The organism is Micromonospora sp. NBC_00389 (genome assembly GCF_036059255.1).
In the GTDB taxonomy this organism is placed as follows: Bacteria; Actinomycetota; Actinomycetes; order Mycobacteriales; family Micromonosporaceae; genus Micromonospora.
Genome location: NZ_CP107947.1, coordinates 1,511,996 through 1,537,914 on the forward strand (window position 1 = coordinate 1,511,996; position 25,919 = coordinate 1,537,914).

General features: G+C 71.5%; 23 protein-coding genes. 13 read left to right on the forward strand and 10 right to left on the reverse strand.

The window, feature by feature from the left end:
* The first annotated feature begins 96 nt into the window (after positions 1-96).
* The 6 genes from OG470_RS07210 (at position 97) to OG470_RS07235 (ending at position 6,298) form a co-directional block, all read left to right on the forward strand.
* Positions 97-1,698 carry a protein kinase family protein gene (locus OG470_RS07210; RefSeq protein WP_328421987.1) on the forward strand — a complete coding sequence of 534 codons (1,602 nt, stop codon included), beginning with the start codon at positions 97-99 and terminating at the stop codon, positions 1,696-1,698.
* Between the two features lie 43 nt (positions 1,699-1,741).
* The gene (gene sigM, locus OG470_RS07215) at positions 1,742-2,461 is read left to right on the forward strand and encodes an RNA polymerase sigma factor SigM (RefSeq protein WP_328421989.1); all 720 of its coding nucleotides are present in this window, start codon (positions 1,742-1,744) and stop codon (positions 2,459-2,461) included.
* Positions 2,458-3,477 (forward strand): hypothetical protein, encoded by a 1,020-nt coding sequence (locus tag OG470_RS07220; protein WP_328421991.1) that lies wholly within the window; start codon positions 2,458-2,460, stop codon positions 3,475-3,477. Before sigM ends, OG470_RS07220 begins: the two co-directional genes overlap by 4 nt.
* A gap of 177 nt (positions 3,478-3,654) precedes the next feature.
* A complete protein-coding gene (trxB, locus tag OG470_RS07225; RefSeq protein ID WP_328421993.1) occupies positions 3,655-4,605 on the forward strand; it encodes a thioredoxin-disulfide reductase in 951 nt (316 codons plus the stop codon).
* Between the two features lie 31 nt (positions 4,606-4,636).
* Positions 4,637-4,960: a thioredoxin gene (trxA, locus tag OG470_RS07230; protein WP_007453873.1), complete on the forward strand. Its 324-nt coding sequence runs from the start codon at positions 4,637-4,639 to the stop codon at positions 4,958-4,960.
* Between the two features lie 171 nt (positions 4,961-5,131).
* Complete coding sequence (locus tag OG470_RS07235) at positions 5,132-6,298, forward strand: N-acetylmuramoyl-L-alanine amidase (protein ID WP_328421996.1); 1,167 nt, start codon at positions 5,132-5,134, stop codon at positions 6,296-6,298.
* A 33-nt stretch (positions 6,299-6,331) separates the two neighbouring features.
* Here the strand turns inward: OG470_RS07235 and OG470_RS07240 are convergent, their stop codons facing one another.
* Positions 6,332-6,997, reverse strand: a complete 666-nt coding sequence (locus OG470_RS07240; RefSeq protein WP_328421998.1) for a GNAT family N-acetyltransferase — start codon at positions 6,995-6,997, stop codon at positions 6,332-6,334.
* Positions 6,998-7,291: 294 nt separating this feature from the next.
* Between OG470_RS07240 and OG470_RS07245 the strand changes: the two genes are divergently transcribed.
* Positions 7,292-8,605 carry an aminotransferase-like domain-containing protein gene (locus tag OG470_RS07245; protein WP_328422000.1) on the forward strand — a complete coding sequence of 438 codons (1,314 nt, stop codon included), beginning with the start codon at positions 7,292-7,294 and terminating at the stop codon, positions 8,603-8,605.
* Positions 8,606-8,612: 7 nt separating this feature from the next.
* Positions 8,613-9,617 (forward strand): D-alanine--D-alanine ligase family protein, encoded by a 1,005-nt coding sequence (locus OG470_RS07250; RefSeq protein WP_328422002.1) that lies wholly within the window; start codon positions 8,613-8,615, stop codon positions 9,615-9,617.
* Between the two features lie 113 nt (positions 9,618-9,730).
* On the opposite strand, the gene OG470_RS07255 is transcribed toward OG470_RS07250, so the two are convergent.
* The 9 genes from OG470_RS07255 to rpmH all read right to left on the reverse strand — a co-directional run bounded on the left by OG470_RS07255 (position 9,731) and on the right by rpmH (position 18,834).
* Positions 9,731-10,747, reverse strand: a complete 1,017-nt coding sequence (locus tag OG470_RS07255) for a hypothetical protein (protein WP_328422004.1) — start codon at positions 10,745-10,747, stop codon at positions 9,731-9,733.
* Between the two features lie 1,917 nt (positions 10,748-12,664).
* A complete protein-coding gene (locus tag OG470_RS07260; RefSeq protein WP_328422006.1) occupies positions 12,665-13,678 on the reverse strand; it encodes a ParB/RepB/Spo0J family partition protein in 1,014 nt (337 codons plus the stop codon).
* 27 nt (positions 13,679-13,705) lie between these two features.
* Positions 13,706-14,677, reverse strand: coding sequence for an AAA family ATPase (locus OG470_RS07265; RefSeq protein ID WP_442931182.1), 972 nt, complete (start codon positions 14,675-14,677; stop codon positions 13,706-13,708).
* A 604-nt stretch (positions 14,678-15,281) separates the two neighbouring features.
* Entirely contained in the window at positions 15,282-16,142 is an 861-nt protein-coding gene (rsmG, locus tag OG470_RS07270; protein ID WP_442931060.1) for a 16S rRNA (guanine(527)-N(7))-methyltransferase RsmG, read from the reverse strand.
* A gap of 4 nt (positions 16,143-16,146) precedes the next feature.
* The gene (locus tag OG470_RS07275) at positions 16,147-16,761 is read right to left on the reverse strand and encodes a Jag family protein (protein ID WP_328422009.1); all 615 of its coding nucleotides are present in this window, start codon (positions 16,759-16,761) and stop codon (positions 16,147-16,149) included.
* A 211-nt stretch (positions 16,762-16,972) separates the two neighbouring features.
* Positions 16,973-17,959, reverse strand: a complete 987-nt coding sequence (gene yidC / locus OG470_RS07280) for a membrane protein insertase YidC (protein WP_328422011.1) — start codon at positions 17,957-17,959, stop codon at positions 16,973-16,975.
* Positions 17,956-18,249 carry a membrane protein insertion efficiency factor YidD gene (gene yidD / locus OG470_RS07285; protein ID WP_328422013.1) on the reverse strand — a complete coding sequence of 98 codons (294 nt, stop codon included), beginning with the start codon at positions 18,247-18,249 and terminating at the stop codon, positions 17,956-17,958. The genes yidC and yidD overlap by 4 nt, the downstream gene beginning before the upstream one ends.
* Positions 18,246-18,662, reverse strand: a complete 417-nt coding sequence (gene rnpA, locus OG470_RS07290) for a ribonuclease P protein component (protein WP_328422015.1) — start codon at positions 18,660-18,662, stop codon at positions 18,246-18,248. The genes yidD and rnpA overlap by 4 nt, the downstream gene beginning before the upstream one ends.
* A gap of 34 nt (positions 18,663-18,696) precedes the next feature.
* Positions 18,697-18,834: a 50S ribosomal protein L34 gene (gene rpmH / locus OG470_RS07295; RefSeq protein WP_007453904.1), complete on the reverse strand. Its 138-nt coding sequence runs from the start codon at positions 18,832-18,834 to the stop codon at positions 18,697-18,699.
* A gap of 633 nt (positions 18,835-19,467) precedes the next feature.
* Here rpmH and dnaA point away from each other — a divergent pair.
* From dnaA to OG470_RS07320, 5 genes are all read left to right on the forward strand, one after another.
* A complete protein-coding gene (dnaA, locus tag OG470_RS07300) occupies positions 19,468-21,297 on the forward strand; it encodes a chromosomal replication initiator protein DnaA (RefSeq protein ID WP_328422017.1) in 1,830 nt (609 codons plus the stop codon).
* Positions 21,298-22,081: 784 nt separating this feature from the next.
* Positions 22,082-23,215 (forward strand): DNA polymerase III subunit beta, encoded by a 1,134-nt coding sequence (gene dnaN / locus OG470_RS07305; protein WP_328422019.1) that lies wholly within the window; start codon positions 22,082-22,084, stop codon positions 23,213-23,215.
* Between the two features lie 40 nt (positions 23,216-23,255).
* Positions 23,256-24,128 carry a phosphogluconate dehydrogenase (NAD(+)-dependent, decarboxylating) gene (gene gnd / locus OG470_RS07310; RefSeq protein ID WP_328422021.1) on the forward strand — a complete coding sequence of 291 codons (873 nt, stop codon included), beginning with the start codon at positions 23,256-23,258 and terminating at the stop codon, positions 24,126-24,128.
* A 16-nt stretch (positions 24,129-24,144) separates the two neighbouring features.
* Positions 24,145-25,278 carry a DNA replication/repair protein RecF gene (recF, locus tag OG470_RS07315; RefSeq protein WP_328422023.1) on the forward strand — a complete coding sequence of 378 codons (1,134 nt, stop codon included), beginning with the start codon at positions 24,145-24,147 and terminating at the stop codon, positions 25,276-25,278.
* Positions 25,268-25,915: a DUF721 domain-containing protein gene (locus tag OG470_RS07320; RefSeq protein ID WP_328422025.1), complete on the forward strand. Its 648-nt coding sequence runs from the start codon at positions 25,268-25,270 to the stop codon at positions 25,913-25,915. The genes recF and OG470_RS07320 overlap by 11 nt, the downstream gene beginning before the upstream one ends.
* The last annotated feature ends 4 nt before the right edge of the window (positions 25,916-25,919 follow it).

Genomic DNA, 25,919 nt, shown 5'->3' on the forward strand with positions numbered 1-25,919 from the left:
ACCCGGGTAAGGTCGCTCTCGACGGGTACGGCAGGCGCCGACGCTGCGCGTCGACACCGGTCGGCCGGTTCCTTCGACGGCAGAGCGGGAAGCCACATGCCCAGCAGTTCGGGTCCATCGATCGGCACGATCACCGAGGGAGGACGGGTGACCCAGGTCGGCGAGGGTCAGGAGGCGGACGAGAGCGCTCCGCCGGTCATGACCTTCGGTGCTCCCACGGCCGGTGAAATCCTCGCCGAGCGGTACGAGTTGGTTGAGCACATCAACAACGACAGCGCGGGTCGGCTGGTCTGGCGCGGAGTCGACGTTATCCTGCGCCGCCCCGTCGCGGTGGTGTTGCGCTACCCGGGTGGCGACTCCGCCACCGAAATGCTCCAGGCCGCCGTCGCGGCCAGCCGGGTCATTCACCCCAACCTGGTCGGCGTCTACGACGCGATCGACGAGGCCGAGCGGGCGTACGTGGTGCGCGAGTGGGTGGACGGTCAGTCCCTGCGCGACCTGGCGACCGAAGGTCCGCTGGACCCGGCCCGGGCCACCGCGATCGGCAACGCCGTCGCGAGCGCCCTCGCCGCGGTGCACGCCACCGGAATGGTGCACGGCAACGTCCACCCCGGCACGGTCATGATCAGCGCCGAGGGCCGGGTAGTGCTGGCCGACGCGCGCACCGACGGCGCCGACAGCCAGGAGAACGACATCCGGGCGGTCGGCGGCATCCTCTACTTTGCCCTGACCGGGCACTGGCCGCACGCCGAGGCACCGCTGCGCGGCGCCACCGCCGGCCACGGCCGGGCCGCCATCCCGGACGCGGTCCGGGACGCCAGTGGCGGCATCGCGGCACCCCGCCAGGTCCGGGCCGGCGTGCCCGCGTACCTGGACGACCTGACCATGGACCTGCTCGACGCCGAAATCGCGCCGCCGTCGTCGGACGTGCTCGCCGCCGAGCTGGCGCGGCTGGACGTGCCGGCCGAGGAGGAGCACTACCTCGACAACAGTGGGCCGCTGCGGTTCGCCGCCGACACCGAGGAAGAGCCGTCTCCGCTGGCCGCGGCGGGCGGTCGCAAGGTCGCCGTGGGCATCGCCGGCCTGCTGGCGGTCGCCCTGGTCGGTCTGCTGATCGGGATCAGCGCGCTGGGCGACGACAAGGAGCCGCAGAACAACGCGGCGGCCACGCCCACCTCCACGGCCCCGGCCGGTGAGACGACCCCGGCCGCCGCCACGGTGCGCAAGTTGACCGTGAAGGGCGTCCGGATCATCGACCCGGACAGCAAGAACCGCAGCGAGGTCGACGGCGCCAACAAAGTCATCGACGGTGACGAGGACAAGGGCTGGGAGACGGAGACGTACAACCGCCCCAACTTCGGCAACATCAAGAAGGGCATGGGGGTCTGGCTCGATCTCGGCGAGCCGCACAGCGTCAAGTCGGTGCAGGCGGTGCTCTCCGGGACCGGTGCATCGGCCCAACTGCTCTCCGGCACTGCCAACCCGCCGTCCACGTCCAGTGGCGACAAGCAGCTCGTCGCGGGCTACAAGACGCCGATCGGGCAGCCGTTCGAGGAGCACGACGGCACCACCATGACGTTCAACGGCTTCGACGCCGACCAGAAGTACCAGTACCTGCTGTTCTGGATCACCGAGCTACCCCCGTCCGAGGGTGGCTTCAAGCTCGGGGTGCAGGAGATTACGGTCCAGGGTTCGTGAGCCGGGCAGCACAATCCGGGCACCGCATCCGCTGGACGCGGTGATGAACGGGCGCGACGCCGCAACGGACCTGGAGTTGCTGCGCGCCCACGTCGACGGGGACCGGGACGCCTTCGCGGTGCTGTTCCACCGGCACCGTGACCGGCTCTGGGCGGTGGCCCTGCGGACGCTCGGCGACCGCGAGGAGGCCGCCGACGCACTCCAGGACGCCCTGCTGTCCGCGCATCGGGCCGCCGGCCGCTTCCGGGGTGACTCGGCCGTCACCACCTGGCTGCACCGGATCGTGGTGAACGCCTGCCTGGACCGGATCCGACGCCGGCAGGCGCACCCCACCGTGCCGCTGCCCGACGGCACCCGGACCGAGGGCGGGTCGCGCACCGGGGGCGTGGAGCCGGCCGCACCGGCACAGGACCACGACACCGCGTTGGTCGTCCGCGAGGCGCTTGCCGCACTGCCCATCGAGCAGCGCGCCGCCCTGGTGCTGGTGGACGTGCAGGGCTACCCCGTCGCCGAGGTGGCCCGCATCCTCGGTGTCGCCGAGGGGACGGTGAAGAGCCGCTGTGCCCGGGGCCGGGCCCGGCTGGCGGTGCTGCTCGGGCATCTCCGCCCGGCCGCCGGCGTGGCGACGCCATCGGCCCACCCGGGCCCGACCGGCACGGTCGCAGACGTGCCCGGCGTCACCAAGGGGAACCCCCGCCCTGCGGAGGGCGTCGGATCGGGGTCGGGCCGGTTCCGGCGGGACGCCAATCAGGAGGACACGTGACGACCGAGGGGTTCAGGGAGGTCGACGACGACCTGCTCGCTGACTACCTCGGCGGGGCGTTGGACGGCACGTCGCAGCAGGCGGAGGTCGCTCGGCTGGTGGACGCGGACCCGGCGTGGGCCCAGGCGTACACCCTGCTGGCTTCTGCGGTGACGGAGGTTCGCGCCGACCTCGCCCGGTGGGCCGAGCCGTCCCCGGAGCTGCCGGCGGCGCTCGCCGAACGGCTCGCCGCCGCGCTGGCCGCGGCGGACCCGCTGCTCGACGGCGCAGCGGCCGACGAGGACACCACCGGCGGTACGCCCACGGTCGGGCCGGATCCGGACACCGCCACTCGGGTGGTCGTTCCGGCACAGGGCGGCAGCGGTTCCGGCCGCCGACCCAACGGCCCCTCCCCGACCCAGTCGGGGGGCGGCACACCCACCGGTCCCGGTCGCCGGCGGCGACGCTGGGCCCGGCGCGGCGCGCCTGCGGTGGCGGTCGCGGCCGTCGCCGTCCTCGCGGTGGGGCTGGGGCTCAATCAACTCTCGATGAACGCCTCGGACACTGCCGGCACCAGCGTCCTGAACCAGCCGGCCAGCGCGCCCGAGGGTGCGGCGGCGGCCGGTGCGGTACGCACCACCGGGCCTGCACTGCGCAGCGGTACGGACTACACGCCGCAGACGCTCGCCGATGCCGATGCCGAGCCGTCCGACGGTCAACGGACCAGCAGTGCTCCGGACGGGCAGCCCGGGGTGGCGGCCGAAGGTGGCCGTCGACCCACGCCGGGCGGCCTGGACCAACTGGCCCGGTTGACCGACGAAGCCGCGCTGACCACCTGCCTGGCCGACGTGGCCGCCGAGCACGGCGCCGCCCCGCTGGTGGTCGAGGTGATCGACTACGCGGAGTTCCGGGGCGAGCCAGCCCTGGTGATCCGGTTCACCGACGCGGCCGGGGGCCGTTGGGCCTGGGTGAGCGGCCCGGAGTGCGGGGTCCCCGGGTCCGGCTCGGACAAGCGGTATTCGGCGCGGGTAGGGTGAATCCGCGGTCACTGGCGGGATGACCGTCCACGTGACCTGACCCACCGGATGCCCGTCTCGGGAATCCCCGGTTCGTACGATGACGTTCTGGAAGTCAGTTCCGGCGACCCTAGGCGTCGGACTTGGATCGGCATCGGTGCGCGCCGAAGCCGAACACACACAACTCGGGAGACGGCAGTGGACGAGGTCCGCAACCTGATCATCATCGGCTCCGGGCCGGCCGGTTACACGGCGGCCGTCTACGCCGCCCGCGCCAACCTGAAGCCGCTGATCATCGAGGGCGCGCAGTCGGGCGGCGCGCTGATGACCACGACCGAGGTGGAAAACTTCCCCGGCTTCGCCGACGGCATCCTCGGCCCCGAGCTGATGGACAACATGCGCAAGCAGGCCGAGCGGTTCGGCGCCGAGTTCCTCACCGACGATGTGACCCGGGTCGAGCTGGTGGACACCGGCGACGCCGGCGCCGACGCGGTGAGCACCGTCTGGGTCGGCGAGACCGCCTACCGTGCCCGCGCCGTCATCCTCTCGACCGGTTCGGCCTGGCGCCCGCTGGGCGTCCCGGGCGAGCAGGAGTACCTCGGCCACGGCGTCTCCTCGTGCGCCACCTGTGACGGGTTCTTCTTCCGCAACCAGCACATCGTGGTCGTCGGCGGCGGCGACTCGGCGATGGAGGAGGCCAGCTTCCTCACCCGCTTCGCCGAGTCGGTCACCATCATCCACCGGCGCGACTCGTTCCGGGCCAGCAAGATCATGGCTGACCGGGCGCTGAACAACGAGAAGATCAAGGTTGAGTGGAACAGCACCGTCGAAGAGATCCTGGGCGCCGACGGCAAGGTCAGCGGCGTACGGGTCCGCAACGTGCACTCCGGCGAGACCAAGGTGTTGGACGTGACCGGCGTCTTCGTGGCCATCGGCCACGACCCCCGCAGTGAGCTCTTCCGCGACCAGGTCGAGATGGACGACGAGGGGTACGTCAAGGTCCAGGCCCCCAGCACCCGGACGAGCGTGCCCGGTGTCTTCGCCGCCGGCGACGTGGTCGACCACACCTACCGTCAGGCGATCACCGCGGCCGGCACCGGTTGTGCCGCCGCGCTCGACGCCGAGCGGTTCATCGCGACGCTCAGCTGAAACAACGAACACATCCCGGAGGAGGGGCATAGTGGGAAATACCAAGGCGGTCACGGACGCGAGTTTCGTCGCTGACGTGCTGCAGGCCGACAAGCCGGTTCTGGTGGACTTCTGGGCCGAGTGGTGTGGGCCGTGCCGCAAGGTGTCGCCGCTGCTCGAGGAGATCGCGGGCGAGATGGGTGACCAGGTCACCATCGTCAAGCTCAACATCGACGAGAACCCGGAGACCGCCCGGGCCTACCGGGTGATGTCGGTGCCGACGCTCACCGTGTTCAAGAACGGCCAGCCGGTGCAGTCGATCGCTGGCGCCAAGCCGAAGGGCGAGCTGGTCCGGCTCATCGAATCGGCCCTCTGACCAGCAGGAACTTCACCGAACCCCGTACCCGGTCGCCGGGTGCGGGGTTCGCTGTCTTCCGGGCCCACGCCGTCGGGAGTTTTTCCAGGCCGAGCCACCTCGCCGCCCCGGAACGCATAGCCTCAAGCCTGGGCCGCCCGGCCAGCCAGCATCGTGCAGAGGGGGTCGTGCGTGCGTCCGATCCGATCCGGTGACCGGGGAGCCGCGGTCACGGAGATCCGTACCATCCTCACCGGCCTCGACCTGCTCACCTCCACCGCCGACCCAGCCGTCGACGAGTTCGATCTCGACACCGAACGTGCGGTCCGCGCGTTCCAGCAGTCCCGCGGGCTCAGCGTGGACGGCCGGGTCGGGTCGGAGACCTGGTGCGCCCTGGACGCCGCCCGCTGGAGGCTCGGCGCCCGCACCCTCTACCACGCGGTCCCCGAGCCGCTCACCGGCGAGGACGTCCGGTCGCTCCAGGAGCGACTGCTGGAGATGGGGTACGACGTGGGCCGGGCGGACGCCATCTACGGCATCCGGACCTCACGGGCGGTCGCCCAGTTCCAGCGCGAGGTCGGTCTCACCCCGGACGGCTCGTGCGGGCCGCACACCATGAACGCCCTGCGCCGGATCGGCCGCAAAGTCGTCGGTGGCCGCCCGCAGTGGCTGCGCGAGTCCGACGCGATCCGGCAGTCCGGGCCGGCGCTGGTCGGCAAGACGGTCGTCATCGACCCCGGCCACGGCGGCACCGACCCGGGCATGGTCGTACCGGACGGGCCGCTGCGCTGGACGGAGGCCGACCTGGTGCACGACCTGGCCAGCCGGCTGGAGGGGCGGCTCGCCGCGTCCGGGGTGCGGGTGCAGCTCACCCGGGGTCCGGCGCCCGACAGCTGCCTGCCGGACACCGACCGCGCGCTGCTGGCCAACTCGCTCGGCGCCGACGTGTTCATCTCACTGCATCTGGACGGGCACGCCAACCCGGACGCCGAGGGCGTGGCGACCTACCACTACGGCACCAACAACGGTGTGACCTCAGCGACCGGCGAGCGGCTGGCCGGTCTGGTGCAGCGGGAGATCGTCGCGCGGACCGGGCTACGGGACTGCCGTACCCACGCCAAGACGTGGGACCTGCTGCGGCTGACCCGGATGCCGGCGGTACGGGTCGAGGTCGGCTACCTCACCTCGCCAGCGGACCGCGCCCGCCTGATCGATCCCCGATTCCGGGACCGGGTGGTGGAGGCGATCGTGGCTGCGGTGCAACGGATGTACTTCCCGATCGAGCTGGACGTGCCGACCGGCTCGATCGATGTGAGCGAGCTGCGGGCGGTGGTGACCGCCGGCACCGTGGTCGACTGAGACCGGTCGACACGGCGCTGCCGGCGGGCTCGGTCAGCCGCCCGTGGAGCGGGTTGCCGGGGCGGGGCGGACCGGACGGAGCAGGGTGTCCGGGCTCATCGAGCCGAGCAGCTTCTCCAGCGCGTACTCGACGTCGGACTTCCAGCTCAGCGCGGTGCGCAGCTCGAGCCGCAGCCGGGGAAACCGCGGATGCGGACGTACGGTTTTGAAGCCGACGGAAAGGAAGAAATCAGCCGGCGCTACGCAGCCGCCGGCAGGGTCGTCCGCATCGCCGAACTTGGCGTCGCCGAACGCCTCGATCGCCTTGATCCCCCGCTTGGTCAGGTCCCGGGCGACGCCCTGCACCAGCATCCGACCCAACCCGCCGCCAGCGAACGCGGCAACCACGTTGGCGGTCATCAACAGCGCCGCGTCGGCGGAGACCGGGGAGGTGGGGAAGGCCATCGAGCGGGGCACGTAGGCGGGCGGGGCGTACATCACGAAGCCCGCCGGCATCCCGTCGACGTACGCGAGCTTGCCGCAGGAGCCCCACTCCAGGAGCGTCTGGGAGACCCACGCCTCCTTCTCCAGGCCCGGATCCCCGGCAGCGCAGGCCCGGTCGGCGGAGACCGGATCCAGCTCCCAGTAGACGCACTGCCGGCACGGGCGAGGAAGGTCTTCCAACGTGTCGAGGGTCAGGCTGACCAGACGTCGCGACATATGGCGCATCCCCACAATAGGCTCGGTGGTAGACCGGCATGGAACGACAGCGCCGCCTTCCTGCCCCCGACGAGCGATCGTACGCCGCCGATCGACGGTACGGGAGGGGACGCGCAGATGCCCACCGCACCGGGGGACAGCGGGGATGGTCCGGGATGTGGGCGGTCCGTCTCCGCAGGCCGGCAGCCTGGCTCCGGCGGGCTAGGATCGACAATCGGTGTCCCCGCCGCCATGGTCGCCAGCGTCCGGGGTACCCGGGGCGGGAGCCACCCGAGCAGCGATCGAGGTGAGGTCATGACCGGCACGACACTCGACGACTACACCGACCGGTACGCCCGGCGGGTACGCGGGATGACCGCCTCCGAGATCCGAGCACTCTTCGCGGTGGCCAGCCGGCCGGAGGTCGTCTCGCTCGCCGGTGGGGCGCCGTACATCGCCGCCCTGCCCCTCGACGCGGTCGGCGAGATGCTCGGCCGGCTCGGCTCCGAGCACGGCGTGACCACCCTCCAGTACGGCATCGGTCAGGGCACCCTCGAGCTGCGCGAGCGGATCTGCGAGGTGATGGCGCTCTCCGGGATCGACGCCGGATGCGGCGCCTCACCCGAGGACGTGGTGGTCACCGTGGGCGGGCAGCAGGCGCTGGACCTGGTGGCCCGGCTCTTCCTCGACCCGGGTGACGTGGTGCTCGCCGAAGGGCCGACGTACGTCGGCGCGCTCGGGGTTTTCCAGGCCGCGCAGGCGCAGGTGGTACACGTCCCGATGGACGCCGACGGGCTGATCCCGGAGGCGCTGGAGACGGCCATCGCCGACCTGGGCCGGGCGGGCCGGCGGGTGAAGTTCCTCTACACCATCCCCACCTACCAGAACCCGACCGGCGTGACGCTCAGCGAGGAGCGCCGGGAACGCGTCCTCGACATCTGCGAGCGCGCCGGCCTGCTGGTGGTCGAGGACGACCCGTACGGCCAACTGGGGTTCGAGGGCGAGGCGCCGGCGCCGTTGCGCGCCCGCCGCCGGGACGGGGTCTTCTACCTCAGCACCTTCTCCAAGACCTTCGCTCCCGGGCTGCGGGTCGGCTGGATCCTGGCGCCGCACGCGGTCCGCGACAAGCTGGTCATCGCCAGCGAGGCGCAGATCCTCTGCCCCAGCGGCTACGCCCAGGCCGCGGTTGCCACGTACCTGAGCACCATGCCGTGGCGGCAGCAGCTCAAGGTCTACCGCGAGGTGTACCGCGAACGCCGGGACGCCATGCTCGACGCGCTGGCCGACCTGATGCCGGAGGGCACCAGCTGGACCACGCCGGCCGGCGGCCTCTTCGTCTGGGCCACCCTGCCCGACGGTCTCGACTCGAAGGCCATGATGCCGCGCGCCGTCGCCGCCAGGGTCGCCTACGTGCCCGGCACCGGCTTCTACGCCGATGGCACCGGCACCGGCACCATGCGGCTGAACTTCAGCTTCCCGCCGCCCGAGCGGATCCGTGAGGGCGTTCGCCGGCTCGCCGGCGTGATGGAGCAGGAGATCGCGATGCGCCGGGTCTTCGGGTCGCCCGGCGGCGCCGCCGGGCGACGTGGCAGGGCCGGTTCCGACGTGCCAGGACCCGACTTGGCATGATGCCGGCATGGGTACGACCGCTGCCGAGCGCTTCCTCGTGATCGATTCCCCCGTCGCGTCCGACCTGCACGTGCTGGTACTCGCCGGCGGGCTCTCCTACGAGCGGGACGTGTCGCTGCGTTCCGGTCGGCGGGTGCTCGACGCGCTGCGCGCCGTCGGGGTGGAGGCCGAGCTGCGGGACGCCGACGTGGCGCTGCTGCCGGCGCTGGCCGCCGACCCGCCGGACGCGGTGGTGATCGCACTGCACGGCGCCACTGGCGAGGACGGTTCGCTGCGCGGCGTGCTGGACCTGTGCGGCATCCCGTACGTCGGCTGCGACGCCCGGGCCTCCCGGCTCGCCTGGGACAAGCCCTCGGCCAAGGCAGTTCTCCGCGAGGCCGGCATCCCCACTCCGGACTGGGTGGCCCTGCCGCACGACCGCTTCTCCGAGCTGGGTGCGGTGGCCGTGCTGGACCGGATCGCCGACCGGCTGGGCCTGCCCCTGATGGTCAAGCCGGCGCAGGGCGGCTCAGGGTTGGGCGCCGGGGTAGTCCGGGACGCCGCGTCGCTGCCGGCCGCGATGGTCGGGTGCTTCGCGTACGACTCCACGGCCCTGGTGGAGCGCTACGTGCCCGGCATGGACGTGGCGGTCTCCGTGGTCGACCTCGGTGACGGACCTCAGGCGCTGCCGCCGGTGGAGATCGTGCCCCGTAACGGGGTGTACGACTACGCCGCCCGTTACACCGCCGGGCGGACCACGTGGCACGCCCCGGCCCGGCTGGACCCGGAGGTAGCCGCCACGGTGGCCGACGTGGCTCTCGCCGCGCACACCGCGCTCGGCCTGCGGGACCTCTCCCGGGTCGACGTGATCGTGGACGCCTCCGGTCAGCCACACGTGCTGGAGGTCAACGTCTCGCCCGGCATGACGGAGACATCGCTGCTCCCGCTCGCCGTACAGGCGGCCGGCCTGGACTTCGGTCGACTCCTCGGCTCCCTCGTGACCCGGGCCGCCACTCGCCGCACCACCACCTGATCTCGGCGACGCCGCACTCAACTGCCCCGCTGCGAGACCGACTGACCTGGTCATGAGGTTGGCGGGCAGCACACCCCCGGCGACCGCCGCCAACCTCCTGGCCAGGCCGACGATCAGCGGGTGGTGCGCACGTCCTTTGGTGCGCTACGGCCGTCAGTGGAACGGATATTGGCCGCCGGAGTGGCGGGCGGGGTGTCGACTGCCGCTGCCGTAACGGTGCGGCTGTCGGGGGCGGTCGGGTTTGCGGTGTCGTCCGACGGGCCGGAGTCAGTCGAGGCCGGTTTGGCGGCGTCGTCCCCGGAGTCGAGCACTGAATCCGCGGCCGGCATGGCAGCCGGGGCTGCGGCCGCGGGTGTCGGGACGATGCCGGCCGTGGGCGCGGCTGCGGGACCAGTCTCAGCGTCCGTGCCGCCGTCTGCAGGATCGGTGTGCGGGGTGGATCCGGGCGCCGGCTCGGGGATCTCCTCTGCCGCCTCGATGACCGAAACGGCCTCCGCCTCGGCTGCGGCGGCGTCCGCAGCGGCCGACTGGGCCAGCAGGCTTGACGGTGCCTGCCACTGGATGCGGGGCGGCTCAGCGAGCGGCCGCCCACCGAACTCAGCGAGCCAGGCGGCGACGAGCGCCAGATTTTCCCGCCACTGCGCCTCGGAGATCGGCGGCAGGATCGAGTCCCACAGAGACAGGAACGTGCCCCGCAGCTGAAGTCGGCCGTACGGCCGGGCGAGGAACCACATGTGCAGGTGGGCTGAGCCATCGCCCCACCGGTTGACATGCACCCGCGCCACGCCGTCCAGGGAACGGATGGCCCGCTCCAGACGTACGGTCATCACGCCCAGCTCGGCGGCGAGCAGGTTCGGCAGGTCACCCAGATCGAGGTGGGTCCGGGATTCCAGGATGAGCACCATGGGCAGGCCGGTGGGACGGTCCATGGCACGTACGCGCCACCGCTCTCCCACCCAGATGTAGGCGTCGTCGGGCGCATTGCAGGCGGTGCATTCCCGGAGGCCCTCGCCCTTGCGTGGCGGTTCGACCGGGACCGGATCGTCGAGCTGCTTCACGCGGAGGTCACCCTCGAAGGGGAACGAGGGCCACTGGGTGAAGTCCGGGACTGAGGGAGGGGTGTCGTGCACGACGCTGACCCTAACCGAGTCTGGCACCGCTGTCCCCACCTGTTTGATCGGTCTGGGCCACCCGGATCAGTGTTCATCGTCGATCGACGTACGGGGCACGGCCGCCACGATCCGGCGATATCCACAGGCTGCCGAGATCCTCAACACAGGCCGTCATCCACAGGCTGGCACCCGCTTTCACGCGGTGTTTCACGTGAAACGGGGTGTGCCTGTGGACAACCGGTGTGGATAACTTTTCGGCCCGTCAGTCGTTGCCCGAAAACCGCTCGGAGGTGCTGGCGAGTGACTTCGCCGACGTCGGCGTCGGGTCGGATGCCCGAGAGCCGATGGCGAGTTGGAACCGCACGGCAACCGACCCGGATCGGCGACGTTGGCGGGGTGCCGGAGAAGGCTTGGTCTACGGCGACCTGGAATGAGGCGGAGCCGCTGGCGCCCGGCCGTGGGGACACGCTCGGCGCCGGGGTGGCTCTGGCGGCAGGTCGTGATGAGCTTGCTCCGGTGTCCGCTCGCCAACAGGGAACGGGTTCGCCGGTGAGGCTCGCGCCTGTTCGGGTCTGCCCCGCCCTGCTCCCGCTCGCCGGTCGGCACTGGCCACAACTTCAGGGATGTTGTGGCATCGCGAGAGGTGGAGGCCACAACATCCCTGAAGTTGCGCGGATCTTGGCCTGGCGCGGCGGACGTGGGGCGAACGAGCGGGCGCGGAAGGACAACGGGGGTGCCGTTGCTGGGCGAGTCTTGCGACCTCGAACGGTCGGGGTCCTCGGGCGCAGTCCTCGGGCCGTCGCGGGCCTCGGGCTGTCGCGGGCCTCGGGCTGTCGCGGGCCTCGGACCTGTCACGGGCCTCGGACCGTCACAAACCTCGGGCCGTCACGGGCCTCGGACCTGTCACGGGCCTCTGGTCGTCTCGCACCTCGACTTGCCTGATCGATGCGCGCTGCCCTTCCCGAACGCCACGGCCTCGGACGGACACGCGGGCTTGGGCTCAGGCGGCGCCTTGCGGAAGACGCGGAGGTACCGGGCGGGGCGGAAGGTTCCAAGAGGCGCGAGCGGGCGGGCGGCGCGAACCGGCAAGCCGTCGGCGCGACCCGGCGGAGAATGGCGGGCGCTGAGCGCGCGCGCTGGCGGGACGTGTCGGTGTGACCCTCAGGCGCAGCGGAGCTCAGCCGGCGGGGTACCGACGCGCCGAGTCAGAGGCGCAAAGCTGGTCGCAGAGATGGAGTCCTAGAGACCGAGCGACGCGTGGGCGAGTCGCGGAGACAAGCGACGCATGGGCGGCAAGGCGGCCGGCGGGCCCGCCGGTTCCGGCACGACCCGCCCGGTCAGCACAGCCCCGCCGGTTCCAGCACGGCCCACTGAATGGCCGCACGTGGGCACGAGGCGCGAAGGGCCGGCGCGCGAAGGGCCGGCGCGCGAAGGGCCGGCACGCGAAGGGCCGGCACGCGAAGCACGCGGGTGAGGCAAGCGGGTAAGGCAAGCGGGTAAGGCAAGCGGGCGCGGCGCTGGGCACGTCGGGGCCGACCGCGAGGAGGTGACAGCACCACGGCGGCTACTGCAGAGGACAGGTCGACAGCCACAGCGACGATCAGGCCCGCTGGGCGGTTCGGCCCACCAAGACCACCAGACTCGGCGTCCAAGGCGGCAGCGGCCCGCTGAGCGGCGCGCAAGGCACCCTCCGCCGCCTGCCACGACGGCCCGGACGCAGTCGACGGTTTCACGTGAAACGGAGGCTCGGAACACCCCAGCGGGCGGCCAACGGAGATGGCGGGCCGTCCGGCGGCCGCGACGCGTGGTGGCGGAGGTCGGCAGCCCGCCGAGGTCGCCCGACGGGACCACACCCGTTTCACGTGAAACCAACGGGCCCGGATGCAGAACGGCCGCGCATCCCGAGGGGAAGCGCGGCCGCAGAAGGCGGGGCGATCAGTCCCCGGCCTCCTCCTGTTCCACTCCGATGATCCCGACGATCCGCTCCAGGTCGTCCACCGTCGCGAACTCGATCGTGATCTTTCCCTTGCTCCGGCCGATGTCCACCTTCACCCGGGTGTCGAACCGGTCCGACAGCCGGTCGGCGAGGTCGGTCAGGGCGGGCGCGTGCGGCTTCTGGCGCCGCTTCGCGGCCTGGCCCTTCGCCGGTCCGTCGTTCAGCGCCAGGGCCACGATTTCCTCGGTCGCCCGGACCGAGAGGCCCTCGGCCACGATCCGCAGCGCCAACTGCTCCTGTGCCTCCGCCTCGTCGAGGCTCAGCAGGGCGCGGGCGTGGCCCGCGGACAGGATCCCGGCGGCCACCCGGCGCTGCACCTGCGCTGGCAGGTTCAGCAGCCGAATGGTGTTGGAGATCTGCGGTCGGCTCCGACCGATCCGGCGGGCCAACTCCTCGTGGGTGGCGCCGAACTCCTCCAGCAGCTGCTGGTACGCGGCGGCCTCTTCCAACGGGTTCAGGTTGGCCCGGTGGATGTTCTCCAGCAGGGCGTCGCGGAGCATGGCGTCATCCCGGGTGTCCCGGACGATCGCCGGGATGTTCTCCCGCCCCACGGCCTGAGCGGCTCGCCACCGCCGCTCGCCCATCACCAGCTCGTACTTCTCGTCGTCGAGCTGCCGGACGACGATGGGCTGGAGGAAGCCGACCTCCTGGATCGAGGTCTTCAGCTCCTCCAGCGCGTCCTCGTCGAAGACCTGGCGGGGCTGCTTCGGGTTCGGCACGATCGCGTCGACCGGGATCTCGGCGAACCGGGCTCCCGGCACCGGGCTGAGCGTCGACTCCGGCTGCGCCGCGGTGCCGGTGGGCGTCGCCACCGGTACGTCAGCGACCGTTACATCGTCCACATGCCCGTTCTCCGGATCGGCCGTCACGGTGCCGGCAGCACCCGACGGCGGCCCGGTCGGGATGAGCGCCCCAAGGCCTCGACCCAGACCGCCCCGAGGACGGTTCTTCATGCCACGCCTCCCAGCGATTCGTCCGCACTACGCATTCCGGCCCACCGGCTCCTTGACGCCCCGCTCGGCGATCTCCTGGGCGGCCTCGAAGTAACTCGTGGCGCCCCGCGAACCGGGATCGTAGGTCATCACCGACTGGCCGTAGCTGGGTGCCTCGGACACCCGGACGTTACGGGGGATGACCGCCTGGAGAACCTTGTCGCCGAAGTGGTTCCGGACGTCCTGCTCGACCGCGTCCGCGAGGCGGGTACGGCGGTCGTACATGGTCAGCAGGATGGTGGAGACATCGAGCTTGGGGTTGAGGTGTTGCCGCACCAGGTTGATGTTGTTGATCAGCTGGTTGAGCCCCTCCAGCGCGTAGTACTCGCACTGGATCGGGATCAGCACCTCCTGCGCGGCGACCAGGGCGTTGACCGTGAGCAGGCCGAGCGAGGGCGGGCAGTCGATGAAGACGTAGTCGAACTGCCCCGGGTAGGCGGCGATGGCCCGGTCGAGGCGCGACTCCCGCGCCACCACCGACACCAGTTCGATCTCCGCGCCGGCCAGGTCGATCGTCGCGGGTACGCACCAGAGGTTGGGGATGCCCTCGACCGCCTGCGCCGCCTCGGACAGCGGCATGCTGTTGATCAGGCAGTCGTAGACGTCCGGGATGCCGGTGTGGTGCGGGACGTTGAGCCCAGTCGACGCGTTCCCCTGTGGGTCGAGGTCCACCACGAGCACCCGGTTGCCGTGCAGGGCGAGCGCCACCGCAAGGTTGACGGTGGTCGTGGTCTTGCCCACGCCGCCCTTCTGGTTAGCGACGCACATGACCCGGGTCCGGTCCGGTCGAGGCATGGTCACCTCGCCACTGGGATTCAGGATCTGCACGGCGCGCATCGCCTCCATAGCCAACGGTGGGTCATCCTCTTCGCGCGTCGGGGTTTCACGTGAAACGTACGTGGGGTCGGCCGCCACTGCGGCCAGCGAGTCGGCCGACGCGATCGGCACGTCGTCGACCACTGGCGTGGCGTCCCGGGCTCCCGCCGCGGTGGGCTGTTGCGGAACGGCCGGTTCGAAGCGGACCGCCGCGGCCGTGTTCCGCCGACCCGAGGTCGACCGCACCTCTGCGGAGTTGGCCGGACGGGCCGACCCGTCCGGTGCCCGACGAACAGCGGTCGGATCCGGGGTTTCCCGTCCGGCCGCCTGCCCAGCGGGGTCGTCGCGCAACACCAGCGGATCGCTGTCCGCCGGCCGAGGCGACGACCCGGGCGCGCCGGGCGACCAGCTTGGGTAGTCGGTTTCACGTGAAACAGAGTCGCTGGTTGACCCGGTCACGCGTGGATCGTCGTACCTGCCGTCGTCATGCACCTGTCATCCCTGCCCGCTTCGGATGGTCGGTCCGCGCCCCGGTCAACTTGGCCGCACCCGCGCTCGCACTCCGGAGCGTACGGCCCCTCGGGAGCGGTCGGAGACCTTCGACGCCGCCGCCCGCTCCACACTATCGACGCGCGATCAGCCTACGGCGGACGGGCGCGGCCGGTCCACGTCGGGTTCTCATCCCCTCGTCCATCCGTACCGGTACAACGAGGAAACCCACCGGCCGGACGCCCGATGGCGCGAAGCGTCAGCGGCGGCGGGGGCGTCCGGTCCGGGATCGCTTGTTGGTGGCCGGACGGGGACCGATCATCCGTTCACGGACGACCTCCACCACGGTGGTGGGTGGGTCGATCACCCCGACGCCGCAGAGGTGCAGGGCCGGTTCCCCACCGCCGAGCCGTGCCACGACGTCGGCGTGCTCCTCGATCTCCGTTGCGGCGGATGACCCCTTGAGCGCCAGCAGCCGCCCGCCGCGCACCGCCAGTGGCAGGCTCCACGCCGCCAGCCGGCCCAGTGGCGCGACGGCGCGGGAGGTCACCACGTCCCCGCTGATCGGCTCCCGGCCGCTCGATCCGGTGGCCGCCTCGTCGGCCCGCCCCCGGAACACCCGCACCGTCCGGGTCAGGCCGAGTCGCTCGACAACCTCGATCAGGAACGACGTCCGCCGGGCGAGCGGCTCAATCAGGGTGACCGTCAGGTCGGGGCGCGCGATGGCCAGGACCAGACCGGGTAGACCGGCACCGGAGCCGACGTCGAGCACGGTCGCGTCGGTCGGGATCCGCTCGGCGACCGCGGCGCAGTTGAGCAGGTGCCGGTCCCAAATCCGGGGCGCCTCCCGGGGGCCGATCAGCCCTCGGAGCACCCCGTCGGTGGCCAGCAGCTCGGCGTACGCGGCGGCCACGTCGAGTCGATCGCCGAAGAGGGTCACGGCGGCCGAAGCCAGGTCGGGCGGCAGCGCCGCGTCGGCCGGCGACGGGGTGCCGCCACCCGCGCCGTCCCGCGCGGTGTCGGTGTCGGTGTCCGGGGTTTCGGGCCGGACAGCGGACGGCCCGGGCGGCGTGCCGCCCGGGCCGGTCACGGCGTCAGCCGTGTTGTCGTCGTGGGTCACCCGGTCAGTCCGCCGGCCGTACGACGATGCGCCGGCTCGGCTCGACGCCCTCGGACTCGCTCTCCACGCCGGACATGGCGTTGACCACGTCGTGCACGCACTTGCGCTCGAACGCGGACATCGGCTCCAGCCGGACCGGCTCGCCGTACTCCTTGACCTTCTCGACAGCGTTCTTGGCGACCGCGGCGAGCTCCTTGCGGCGACTCGCCCGGTAGCCGCCGACGTCGAGCAGCAGGCGGCTCGGCGTCCCGGTCTGCCGGAAGACGGCGAGCCGGGTCAGCTCCTGGAGCGCCTCCAGGGTGGCCCCGCGCTGACCAACCAGGTTCTGCAGCCCGGAGCCGACCACCTCGACCACGGGGCGGCCGCCGGCGACCAGCTCGTCGATGTCGCCGTCGTAGTCGAGGACGTCGAGCAGCCCCTCCACGTAGTCGGCCGCGATCTCGCTCTGCCGGAACAGGTCGCCCTCGCCTGCCGCCTTCTTCGTACCGCCGCCGGCGGTGGCCTCGGTGTCGTCGTCGGTCTCCGGCTCGTCGGTCTCGGCGTCGTCGTCCACCGCGAGCGGCGCGGTCTCCTCCTCGTCCAGGGACTGTTCGGCGTGGGGGATGCTGGTCTCGGTCACGGTCTCATCTCCGTACTCGCTCGGCCGGACCGTCGGGTCCGCTGGTTTCCCGGGGCCGGCGGGAGGTCGCCGGTGCCCACGGGCACGTCTGTACGGGCAGTGTCGCCCGTGGCCGCGTCACGCGCGGTCGGTTCCGTCCGGCGCCGGCCATACGGCGGCTGCGCGGTGCGGAACGGGCCGCCGCCGGTTGCCCGACGACGGCCCGGACGAGTCAGCCCTGCCGCTTGGCGGGGCGGCTCTTCTTCGGGTTCACCGGCTTGGCGCCCGGCTTCGGCGCGGCCACCTTGGGCGCGGTCGCCTTGACCGGCGCCTGCGGGGCCGACTTGCCGCGCCCGAACAGGCCACCGGACTTGGCGGGCTGCACGGGGTTGCGGACGCCAGCGGGGCTGGTGGTCTTCTTGGCGGTCACCGGCGGCGGGAACTTGCGCAGCACCCACTGCTGCTGACCAAGAGTGAAGAGGTTGTTGGTGACCCAGTAGATGATCACGCCGATGGGGAAGATCGCGCCGGAGATCAGCAGCGACAGGGGGATGCCGTAGAGCATCAGCCGCTGGATCATCCGCTGCTGCGGGTCTTCGGCCCAGCCGGTCTTGAGGATCATCTGACGGCTGGTCAGGTAGGTGGTGCCGATCATGATCAGAACCAGGATGCCGGCAATGACCTTGACGGTGGTGCCGTTGGCGCCGAGGCGGGCCAGCTCGTCGGCGGTGGAGCCGAACTTGCCGGCGATCGGGGCGGTGAAGAGCTTCGCCTGCGAGGCGCTCTCGAACTGGTTGACGGTCCAGCCGTAGAGGTCCTTGCTCTGCTTGGCCGGGTCGAGCCGACGCAGCACGTGGAAGAGGCCGAGGAAGACCGGGATCTGAAGGAACATCGGAAGGCAGCCCATCAACGGGTTGGCCTTCTCCTTCTTGTAGAGCTCCATCATTTCTTTCTGGAGCGTCTCCCGGTCACCCTTGTGCTTCTCCTGCAGCTCCTTGACCTTGGGCTGCAACGCCTGCATCGCCCGCTGCGACTTGATCTGCTTGACGAAGACGGGGAACAGGATCACCCGGACGGTGACCACCAGGAAGACGATGGACAGGATCCAGGCGAAGTTGGTGCCGATCACTGCGCCGACCGGTACCCCAATGGCGTCCCAGGCAGAGTGCCAGGTCAGCAGGATCCACGAAATCGCGTAGTAGATCCAGTCGAGACTCAATTCGGGGCTCCAGTCACATCAGCACGGCGGCGGCCGCCCGGTTCCGGTACCGGGTCATGTCCACCAGGGTGAAAGGGGTGGCAGCGCAGCAGACGCCGCACCGCCAGCATGGCTCCCCGGAGCGCGCCGTGCCGGGCTACCGCCTCCTGGGCGTACGCACTGCACGACGGGTAGAACCGACAGCGGGCCGGCAGTGCCGGACTTATCCACCGACGGTACGCGATGATGGGCGCAATCAGCACCCTGGCACCGGTTGACGTCGGGCGCGGGGCGGTCGGGTCGGCGCTCATCGGGACCGCCGCTCTCGGGGCGACCGGGCAACCGCGATGGCGGCGTCCAGGTCGGCGGTGAGTCGGGGGTACGACGCCTCGGCCGCGGCGGGTAGCGCTCGGACGACCAGGGTGCTGCCGGCGGGCAGGGCGGCCAGCCGCTCCCGTACCAGCGCTCGCAGTCGGCGCCGGACCCGGTTGCGGACCACCGCGTTGCCAACGGCCTTGGACACGACGAAGCCGGCGCGGGCCGGCACGGAGGGCTGCTCCGTACCGATATGCCGCGCCGGCTCCGGCGAGGTCGGTGTGGTCAGGTCAGCGGGCGACGGCACGGTCAGGTGGACCACGACGGCGCCTCGTCCGGCGCGTCGGCCACCACGGACCGCTGCGGCGAAGTCAGTACTGCGCCGCAGTCGCTGTGCGGCGGCCAGCACGACTGCCCACGTCCCCTGGACCGGCCCGATCGGCTCAGGCCGACAGGGTGGTGCGACCCTTGGCGCGGCGGCTCGAAAGGATGGCACGGCCGGCACGGGTGCGCATGCGCAGCCGGAAGCCGTGGGTCTTCGCGCGCCGGCGGTTGTTCGGCTGGTAGGTGCGCTTGCTCACGTCAGGCTCTCCGTTTTCGTACGCGCCCCGCGCGACGGAATCGCCGGGGTCGTGGGGTGGTCCAGGCCACCTCGACGGTGGCCCCCGATCGGTGCTGCCCGGCGGAGCGGGACCTCGGCGATGCGGGAATGCGACCGCGGACAGCAAGCACTCATCACCCTAGCAGAGGGCGAAATTGCGGCCGCTCCAGCCTACGCAGGGGTGCAATGACCGTCAAACACCCCGCACCGGTGGTCATTGGGACGCGCCCGGGACCGAAGGGGCGGTTTTCGCTGATGCCGAGAAGGACCCGGCCGCGTCGCCGGTTGATGGCGCAGGGACAACGCTGTTACCGTGCCCGATTGCGGTGAGCGTCGGATGCTCCGGTCGTCGCGCGCAGGCAAGACCGGACAAGCTAGTGAATCGTTCGGCACGGTGAACCCGCTTCAGCGCCCATTCAGGCAGGGGCAGGTCCCACCCGCGTCCGGCGGGCGGCCACTATCGGTCGGTACACAGGTTGTGGATAACCTGTGGACGACCACTGGTCAACCGTCCGGGTGGGTGATGTTCCACCCGCGCACGCGGCGGGCCCGGGACGGCCGGCTGGCAGACAGCGGCGGCGGCCGGGAGCAGAGGCGAGGGGGTGGCACGACGGTGGCCGGTACGACCGACCTTGCCGCGGTGTGGTTAGCGGCGACCGACGAGCTCGCCGACGAGATCATCTCCGCGCAGCAGCGTGCCTACCTCCGACTGACCCGGCTGCGGGCGATCGTCGAGGACACCGCGTTGCTCTCCGTCCCGGACGCGTTCACCCGGGACGTGATCGAGTCACGGCTGCGCCCGGCGATCACCGAGGCGCTCACCCGCCGGCTCGGCCGGCCGATCCAGGTGGCGGTCACCGTGCGGGTGCCCGAGGACGCCGCGGGCCGCCCGGCCGGGACCGTCTATCGCAGCGCCCCTGAGCCGGGGCCGGTCGACGTCGAGGGTTCGCCTGCCGGGCCGTTCGACGACGACCCTGCCGGACGGCCGCATCCCGAGGGGCTCATCCCCGAGCAGCAGCACCCGGCGCGTACGTCCGAGCCGGGTCCGCCACAGGCGCCGGCCGGTCCGCCCCCCGCGTCGAGCCTCGACGGGCACCGGTCGGGGCTGATCCCGGCCAGCCGGGACGGGCAGGAGGCGCTGTTCAGCGCCGCGTTCGTGGAGCCGCAGCGGTCGCCCAGGTCGGGCCCGGACCGGCGCGGCTACGACGAGCAGACCGCCCGCCTGGACTCGCCCGGCCCGGACACGCGGCCCTACGAGCCCCGCTACCGGGAAGACGCGGCGTCGCCGCGAGACCAGCACGTGATCCGTTCGCTGCCCCGGGACAGCGGAACAGACAGTGGCCCGGGCCGCAGTGGGGTGGATCACCGAGCGGGTGGCCGCGACGATCGCCGGCTGCCCGGCACCGACACCGGCGGCAACCGGCTCAATCCGAAGTACATGTTCGAGACGTTCGTCATCGGTTCGTCCAACCGGTTCGCCCACGCGGCGAGCGTGGCGGTGGCCGAGTCGCCGGCGAAGGCGTACAACCCGCTGTTCATCTACGGCAGCTCCGGGCTGGGCAAGACGCACCTGCTGCACGCCATCGGGCACTACGCCACGACGCTCGGCAACGCGCGGTCGGTGCGGTACGTCTCGACCGAGGAGTTCACCAACGACTTCATCAACTCGCTCCGGGACGACAAGACCAGCGCGTTCCAGCGGCGCTACCGCGACGTCGACATCCTGCTGATCGACGACATCCAGTTCCTGGAGAACCGCGAGCGCACGCAGGAGGAGTTCTTCCACACCTTCAACACCCTGCACAACGCCAACAAGCAGATCGTGATCACCTCGGACCGGTCGCCCAAGCAGTTGGCGACGCTGGAGGACCGGCTGCGGACGAGGTTCGAGTGGGGTCTGCTCGCCGACATCCAGCCTCCGGATCTGGAGACCCGGATCGCGATCCTGCAGAAGAAGGCGGCGCAGGAGCGGCTCTACGCCCCGCCGGACGTGCTGGAGTTCATCGCCTCCCGGGTGTCGAACTCGATCCGGGAACTGGAGGGCGCGCTGATCCGGGTGACCGCGTTCGCCAGCCTGACCCGGTCGACCGTCGAGCTGTCGCTGGCCGAGGAGGTGCTGCGGGACTTCATCCCGGACGGCGCCGGCCCGGAGATCACAGCGGACCAGATCATGGTCTCCACGGCCGACTACTTCGGGGTGAGCCTGGAGGACCTGCGCGGTCAGTCCCGCTCCCGGGTACTGGTCAACGCCCGCCAGGTGGCCATGTACCTGTGTCGCGAGCTGACCGAGCTGTCGCTGCCCCGGATCGGGCAGGCGTTCGGGGGCCGGGACCACACCACGGTGATGCACGCCGACCGCAAGATCCGCCAGCAGATGGCCGAACGGCGCTCGCTCTACAACCAGATCGCCGAGCTGACCAACCGGATCAAACAGAACACCTGAGGGGTACGCCAGCCGAAACGACGGCGCGCGCCCCGGGACACGCCCGGCCGGATCTCCGGCCGGGCGTTCTTTTTGTCTCCGGCGGTGCTCTGGCTTGACCCTCGACATGGTCTAGACCACAGGATCGACGCCGTGTCCGCCTTGATACTCACTCGTTGTCCACAGCTCGTTGTCCACCGTCGGTGGATAACTACGGTCCGTCCTCCGCCGGTTACCCACAGGCTGTGGAGAAACCCTGTGTACGACGTTGTGGATGGCTGGGGACAACGCCGACGTTATCCACCGGCAACCGTCGCCCTGTGCACGACCTGTTGAAGGTTCTGGGGATGACGGCAATGGTGATCTTCTTGGTGGTCCACAGGCATGGGGAGAAAGTCGGTGGATTACCGGTGGACAACCGGTGGACAACGGTGGACAACCAGGCGCCGCGGCCGGCCTGTGGACGCAGAGGGCGGTTGTACCCCCGGTTCTCCACAGCTAAATCACCGGTGGATAACCTGTCTGAGCTGCGCAGACCCGAGTTCTCCACAGTTTGCACAGGTGCGATGAAGACGATGAGTTATCTCTTCTAAGAGAACAAAAACCAATCATCACCGTTGGGCTTTCTGTGGATCGGGCCGAGCGCTGCCGGATCAGCCGGTCAGCACCGACACGAACCACGGGGTCGGGCGCACAGCCGATGCCCCCGCGCCCTAAGGTGCGATGGGTACCCGCACGGTTGGGCGGGACGGTAAGCAGCGGTCGGCATGAGAGAGTTGTCGCTGACGTCGACGCGGAGGCATTGATGAAGTTCCGAGTAGAGCGCGACGCGCTCGCTGAGGCCGTGGCCTGGACCGCGAAGAGCCTGCCCAACCGGCCATCCGTACCGGTGCTCGCAGGGGTGATGCTCCGCGTCACCGACGGCAACCTGCGGGTCTCCGGGTTCGACTACGAGGTCTCCAGCCAGGTCACCGTCGAGGTGCAGGGTGACGCCGACGGCGCCGCGCTCGTCTCCGGCCGCCTGCTCGCCGAGATCACCAAGGCGCTGCCGGCCAAGCCGGTGGACATCGCCGCGGTCGGCGCCCACCTCGAGTTGGTCTGCGGCAGTGCCCGGTTCACCCTGCCCACCATGCCGGTGGAGGACTATCCCGCGCTGCCCGAGATGCCGCAGAGCGCCGGCACGGTCGACGCCGCGGCGTTCGCTACCGCGGTCGCCCAGGTGGCCATCGCCGCCGGCCGCGACGAGACGCTGCCGATGATGACCGGCGTCCGCGTCGAGCTCGCCGGCAGCACCCTGTCGATGCTCGCCACCGACCGCTATCGACTGGCACTGCGTGAGATCCAGTGGCGGCCGGACGACCCCGAGGTGAGCATCAACGCCCTGGTGCCGGCCCGCACCCTGAACGACACCGCCAAGGCGCTCGGCCCGCTGGGCGGCGAGGTCACCCTCGCCCTCGCCCAGGGCGCCGCGGGCGAGGGCATGGTCGGCCTCGCTGGCGGCACCCGGCGCACCACCAGCCGGCTGCTCGACGGTGCCAACTACCCGCCGGTGCGCTCGCTCTTCCCGGCCACCCACAACGCCGACGCCCGGGTGTCGGTCAGCACCCTCATCGAGGTGGTCAAGCGGGTCGCGCTGGTCGCCGAGCGGACCACCCCGGTGCTGCTCAGCTTCAGCGCCGACGGCCTGGTGGTGGAGGCCGGCGGTTCCGAGGAGGCGCGGGCCAGCGAGGCGATGGAGGCCACCTTCACCGGTGACGCGCTGACCATCGGGTTCAACCCGCAGTACCTCATCGACGGCCTGGCGAACCTGGGCTCGCAGACGGCCGTGCTGTCGTTCGTCGACGCCTTCAAGCCCGCGGTGATTTCGCCCGCCGGTGAGGATGGCGAGGTCATCCCCGGGTACCGGTACCTCATCATGCCGATCCGCGTGTCCCGCTGATCGCGCCCAGCGATACCCAGATCCACGGAGGTAGGAACACATGCAGCTCGGCCTGGTAGGACTCGGCCGGATGGGCGGCAACATGCGCGAGCGGTTGCGGGCGGCCGGCCACGAGGTGGTCGGCTTCGACCACAACGCGCAGCTGAGCGACGCGCCGACCCTCGCGGACCTGGCGGAGAAGCTCGAGTCGCCGCGTGCGGTGTGGGTCATGGTTCCCGCCGGCGTCACCGACGCCACCATCGATGAGCTCGCCGGGGTGCTCGGCGAGGGCGACATCATCATCGACGGCGGCAACTCGCGGTTCAGCGACGACGCCCCGCGGGCCGAGCGGCTCGCCGAGCGCGGCATCGGCTACCTGGACGTGGGCGTCTCCGGCGGCGTCTGGGGCCGGCAGAACGGCTACGCGCTGATGGTCGGCGGGGCCGAGGAGCACGTCGAGCGGCTGATGCCGATCTTCAACTCCCTCAAGCCGGAGGGCGAGTTCGGCTTCGTGCACGCCGGGCCGGTCGGCGCCGGGCACTACTCCAAGATGGTGCACAACGGCATCGAGTATGGCCTGATGCATGCCTACGCCGAGGGCTACGAGCTGATGGCCGCCTCCGAACTGGTGACCAACGTGCCGGGTGTGTTCAAGTCCTGGCGGGAGGGCACCGTGGTGCGCTCCTGGCTGCTCGACCTGCTGGACCTGGCGCTCGACGAGGACCCGGAGCTGGCCGAGCTGAGCGGCTACACCGAGGACACCGGCGAGGGCCGGTGGACGGTCGACGAGGCGGTCCGGCTGGCTGTGCCGCTGAACGTCATCACCGCCTCGCTGTTCGCCCGCTTCGCCTCCCGGCAGGACGACTCGCCCGCCATGAAGGCCGTCGCCGCGCTGCGCCAGCAGTTCGGCGGCCACGCCGTCCACAAGCGCTGAGCGGTATCCACACCCTGTGTACGTTCACCGGCTGGAACTGGTCGACTTCCGCTCGTACGAGCGGGTCGCCGTCGACCTCCAGCCGGGGGCGAACGTCCTGATCGGCGCCAACGGCGTCGGCAAGACCAACCTCGTCGAGGCGCTGGGATACGTGGCGACCCTGGACTCGCACCGGGTCGCCACGGACGCGCCACTGGTCCGGATGGGCGCCAGCTCGGCGGTGATCCGCTGCGCGGTGGTGCACGACGGCCGGGAGCTCCTGGTCGAGCTGGAGATCGTGCCCGGCAAGGCCAACCGGGCCCGGCTGGGCCGCTCGCCGGCTCGGCGGGCCCGCGACGTGCTCGGCGCCCTGCGACTGGTGCTCTTCGCTCCGGAGGACCTGGAGCTGGTCCGGGGCGACCCGGCCGAGCGTCGCCGCTACCTGGACGACCTGCTGGTCAACCGGCAGCCCCGGTACGCCGGCGTGCGGGCCGACTACGAGCGGGTGGTCAAGCAGCGCAACGCCCTGCTGCGTACCGCGTACCTGGCTCGTAAGACCGGCGGGTCCCGGGGTGGTGACCTCGGCACCCTCGCGGTCTGGGACACCCACCTGGCCCAGCACGGCGCGGAGCTGTTGGCCGGTCGGCTGGAACTGGTCGCCGCGCTGACCCCGCACGTTGCCAAGGCGTACGACGCGGTGGCCGCCGGTCGGGGCGCGGCCGCCATCGCCTACCGGCCCTCGATCGAGCTGGCCGAGCCGACCACCGATCGGGCCGCGCTGGCCGAGGCGTTGACCGCGGCCCTCGCCGCGTCCCGCTCGGCCGAGATCGAACGGGGCACCACCCTGGTCGGCCCGCACCGCGACGAGTTGGCGCTGACCCTCGGCCCGCTGCCCGCCAAGGGGTACGCCAGCCACGGCGAGTCCTGGTCGTTCGCGCTCGCGCTGCGACTGGCCGGGTACGACCTGCTGCGCGCCGACGGTATCGAGCCGGTGCTGGTGCTCGACGACGTCTTCGCCGAATTGGACACCGGCCGCCGGGAGCGGCTGGCGGAGCTGGTCGGCGGGGCGAGCCAGCTGCTGGTCACCTGCGCGGTGGACGATGATGTGCCGGCCGCCCTGCGCGGCACCCGCTACCAGGTCAGCGAGGGGACGGTACGCCGTGTCGGATGAGCCGGGCACCAACCGAGGCGACGCTGGCCGGGGTGACCGGCGGGCCAGCCCGGGCGACGCGGCTGCCGCGCGTACCCCTGGATCGAAGGCGGCCGGGGGCGGTACGGACGGCGGGCAGGCGGATGCCGCCAGCGGGCCGGAGCTGGCCCGGGCGGTGCTCGACGCGGCGCTGTCCCGGCGGCAGGCGGCGGCCCGCGCGCGGCGTACCCCTGGCGGTGGCGGGAGCGGCGACGGCGACTCGGGGCGGCGGCTGCGCGGCTACTCCGGCCCGGGCCCCGACCCGCGCGACCCGCAGCCTCTCAGCGCGGTGTTGAACCGGCTCGTGAAGGCGCGTGGCTGGCAGCAGCCGGCGGCCGAGGCCACGGTGTTCGGTGCCTGGGAGCGGGTGGTCGGCGCGGAGGTCGCCCAGCACAGCCGGCCGGTCAAGCTGGAGAACGGCGAGCTGACCGTGGAGGCCCGCTCGACCGCCTGGGCGACCCAGCTGCGGCTGCTGGCCGGCTCGCTGCTCAAGCAGATCGCTCGCGAGGTCGGCCACAACGTGGTGCGCAAGCTGCACATTCACGGCCCGGCCGCGCCGTCCTGGCAGAAGGGGCCGCGCCGGGTGCGTGGCCGAGGGCCGCGGGACACCTACGGCTGAGCGG

Bases quoted from the DNA above. Each gene is read 5' to 3' on its own strand.
- OG470_RS07210 (WP_328421987.1), top strand. From the start codon at position 97: ATGCCCAGCAGTTCGGGTCCATCGATCGGCACGATCACCGAGGGAGGA.
- sigM (WP_328421989.1), top strand. From the start codon at position 1,742: ATGAACGGGCGCGACGCCGCAACGGACCTGGAGTTGCTGCGCGCCCAC.
- OG470_RS07240 (WP_328421998.1), bottom strand. From the start codon at position 6,997: ATGTCGCGACGTCTGGTCAGCCTGACCCTCGACACGTTGGAAGACCTT.
- OG470_RS07245 (WP_328422000.1), top strand. From the start codon at position 7,292: ATGACCGGCACGACACTCGACGACTACACCGACCGGTACGCCCGGCGG.
- OG470_RS07250 (WP_328422002.1), top strand. From the start codon at position 8,613: ATGGGTACGACCGCTGCCGAGCGCTTCCTCGTGATCGATTCCCCCGTC.
- OG470_RS07260 (WP_328422006.1), bottom strand. From the start codon at position 13,678: ATGAAGAACCGTCCTCGGGGCGGTCTGGGTCGAGGCCTTGGGGCGCTC.
- yidD (WP_328422013.1), bottom strand. From the start codon at position 18,249: ATGAGCGCCGACCCGACCGCCCCGCGCCCGACGTCAACCGGTGCCAGG.
- dnaN (WP_328422019.1), top strand. From the start codon at position 22,082: ATGAAGTTCCGAGTAGAGCGCGACGCGCTCGCTGAGGCCGTGGCCTGG.
- gnd (WP_328422021.1), top strand. From the start codon at position 23,256: ATGCAGCTCGGCCTGGTAGGACTCGGCCGGATGGGCGGCAACATGCGC.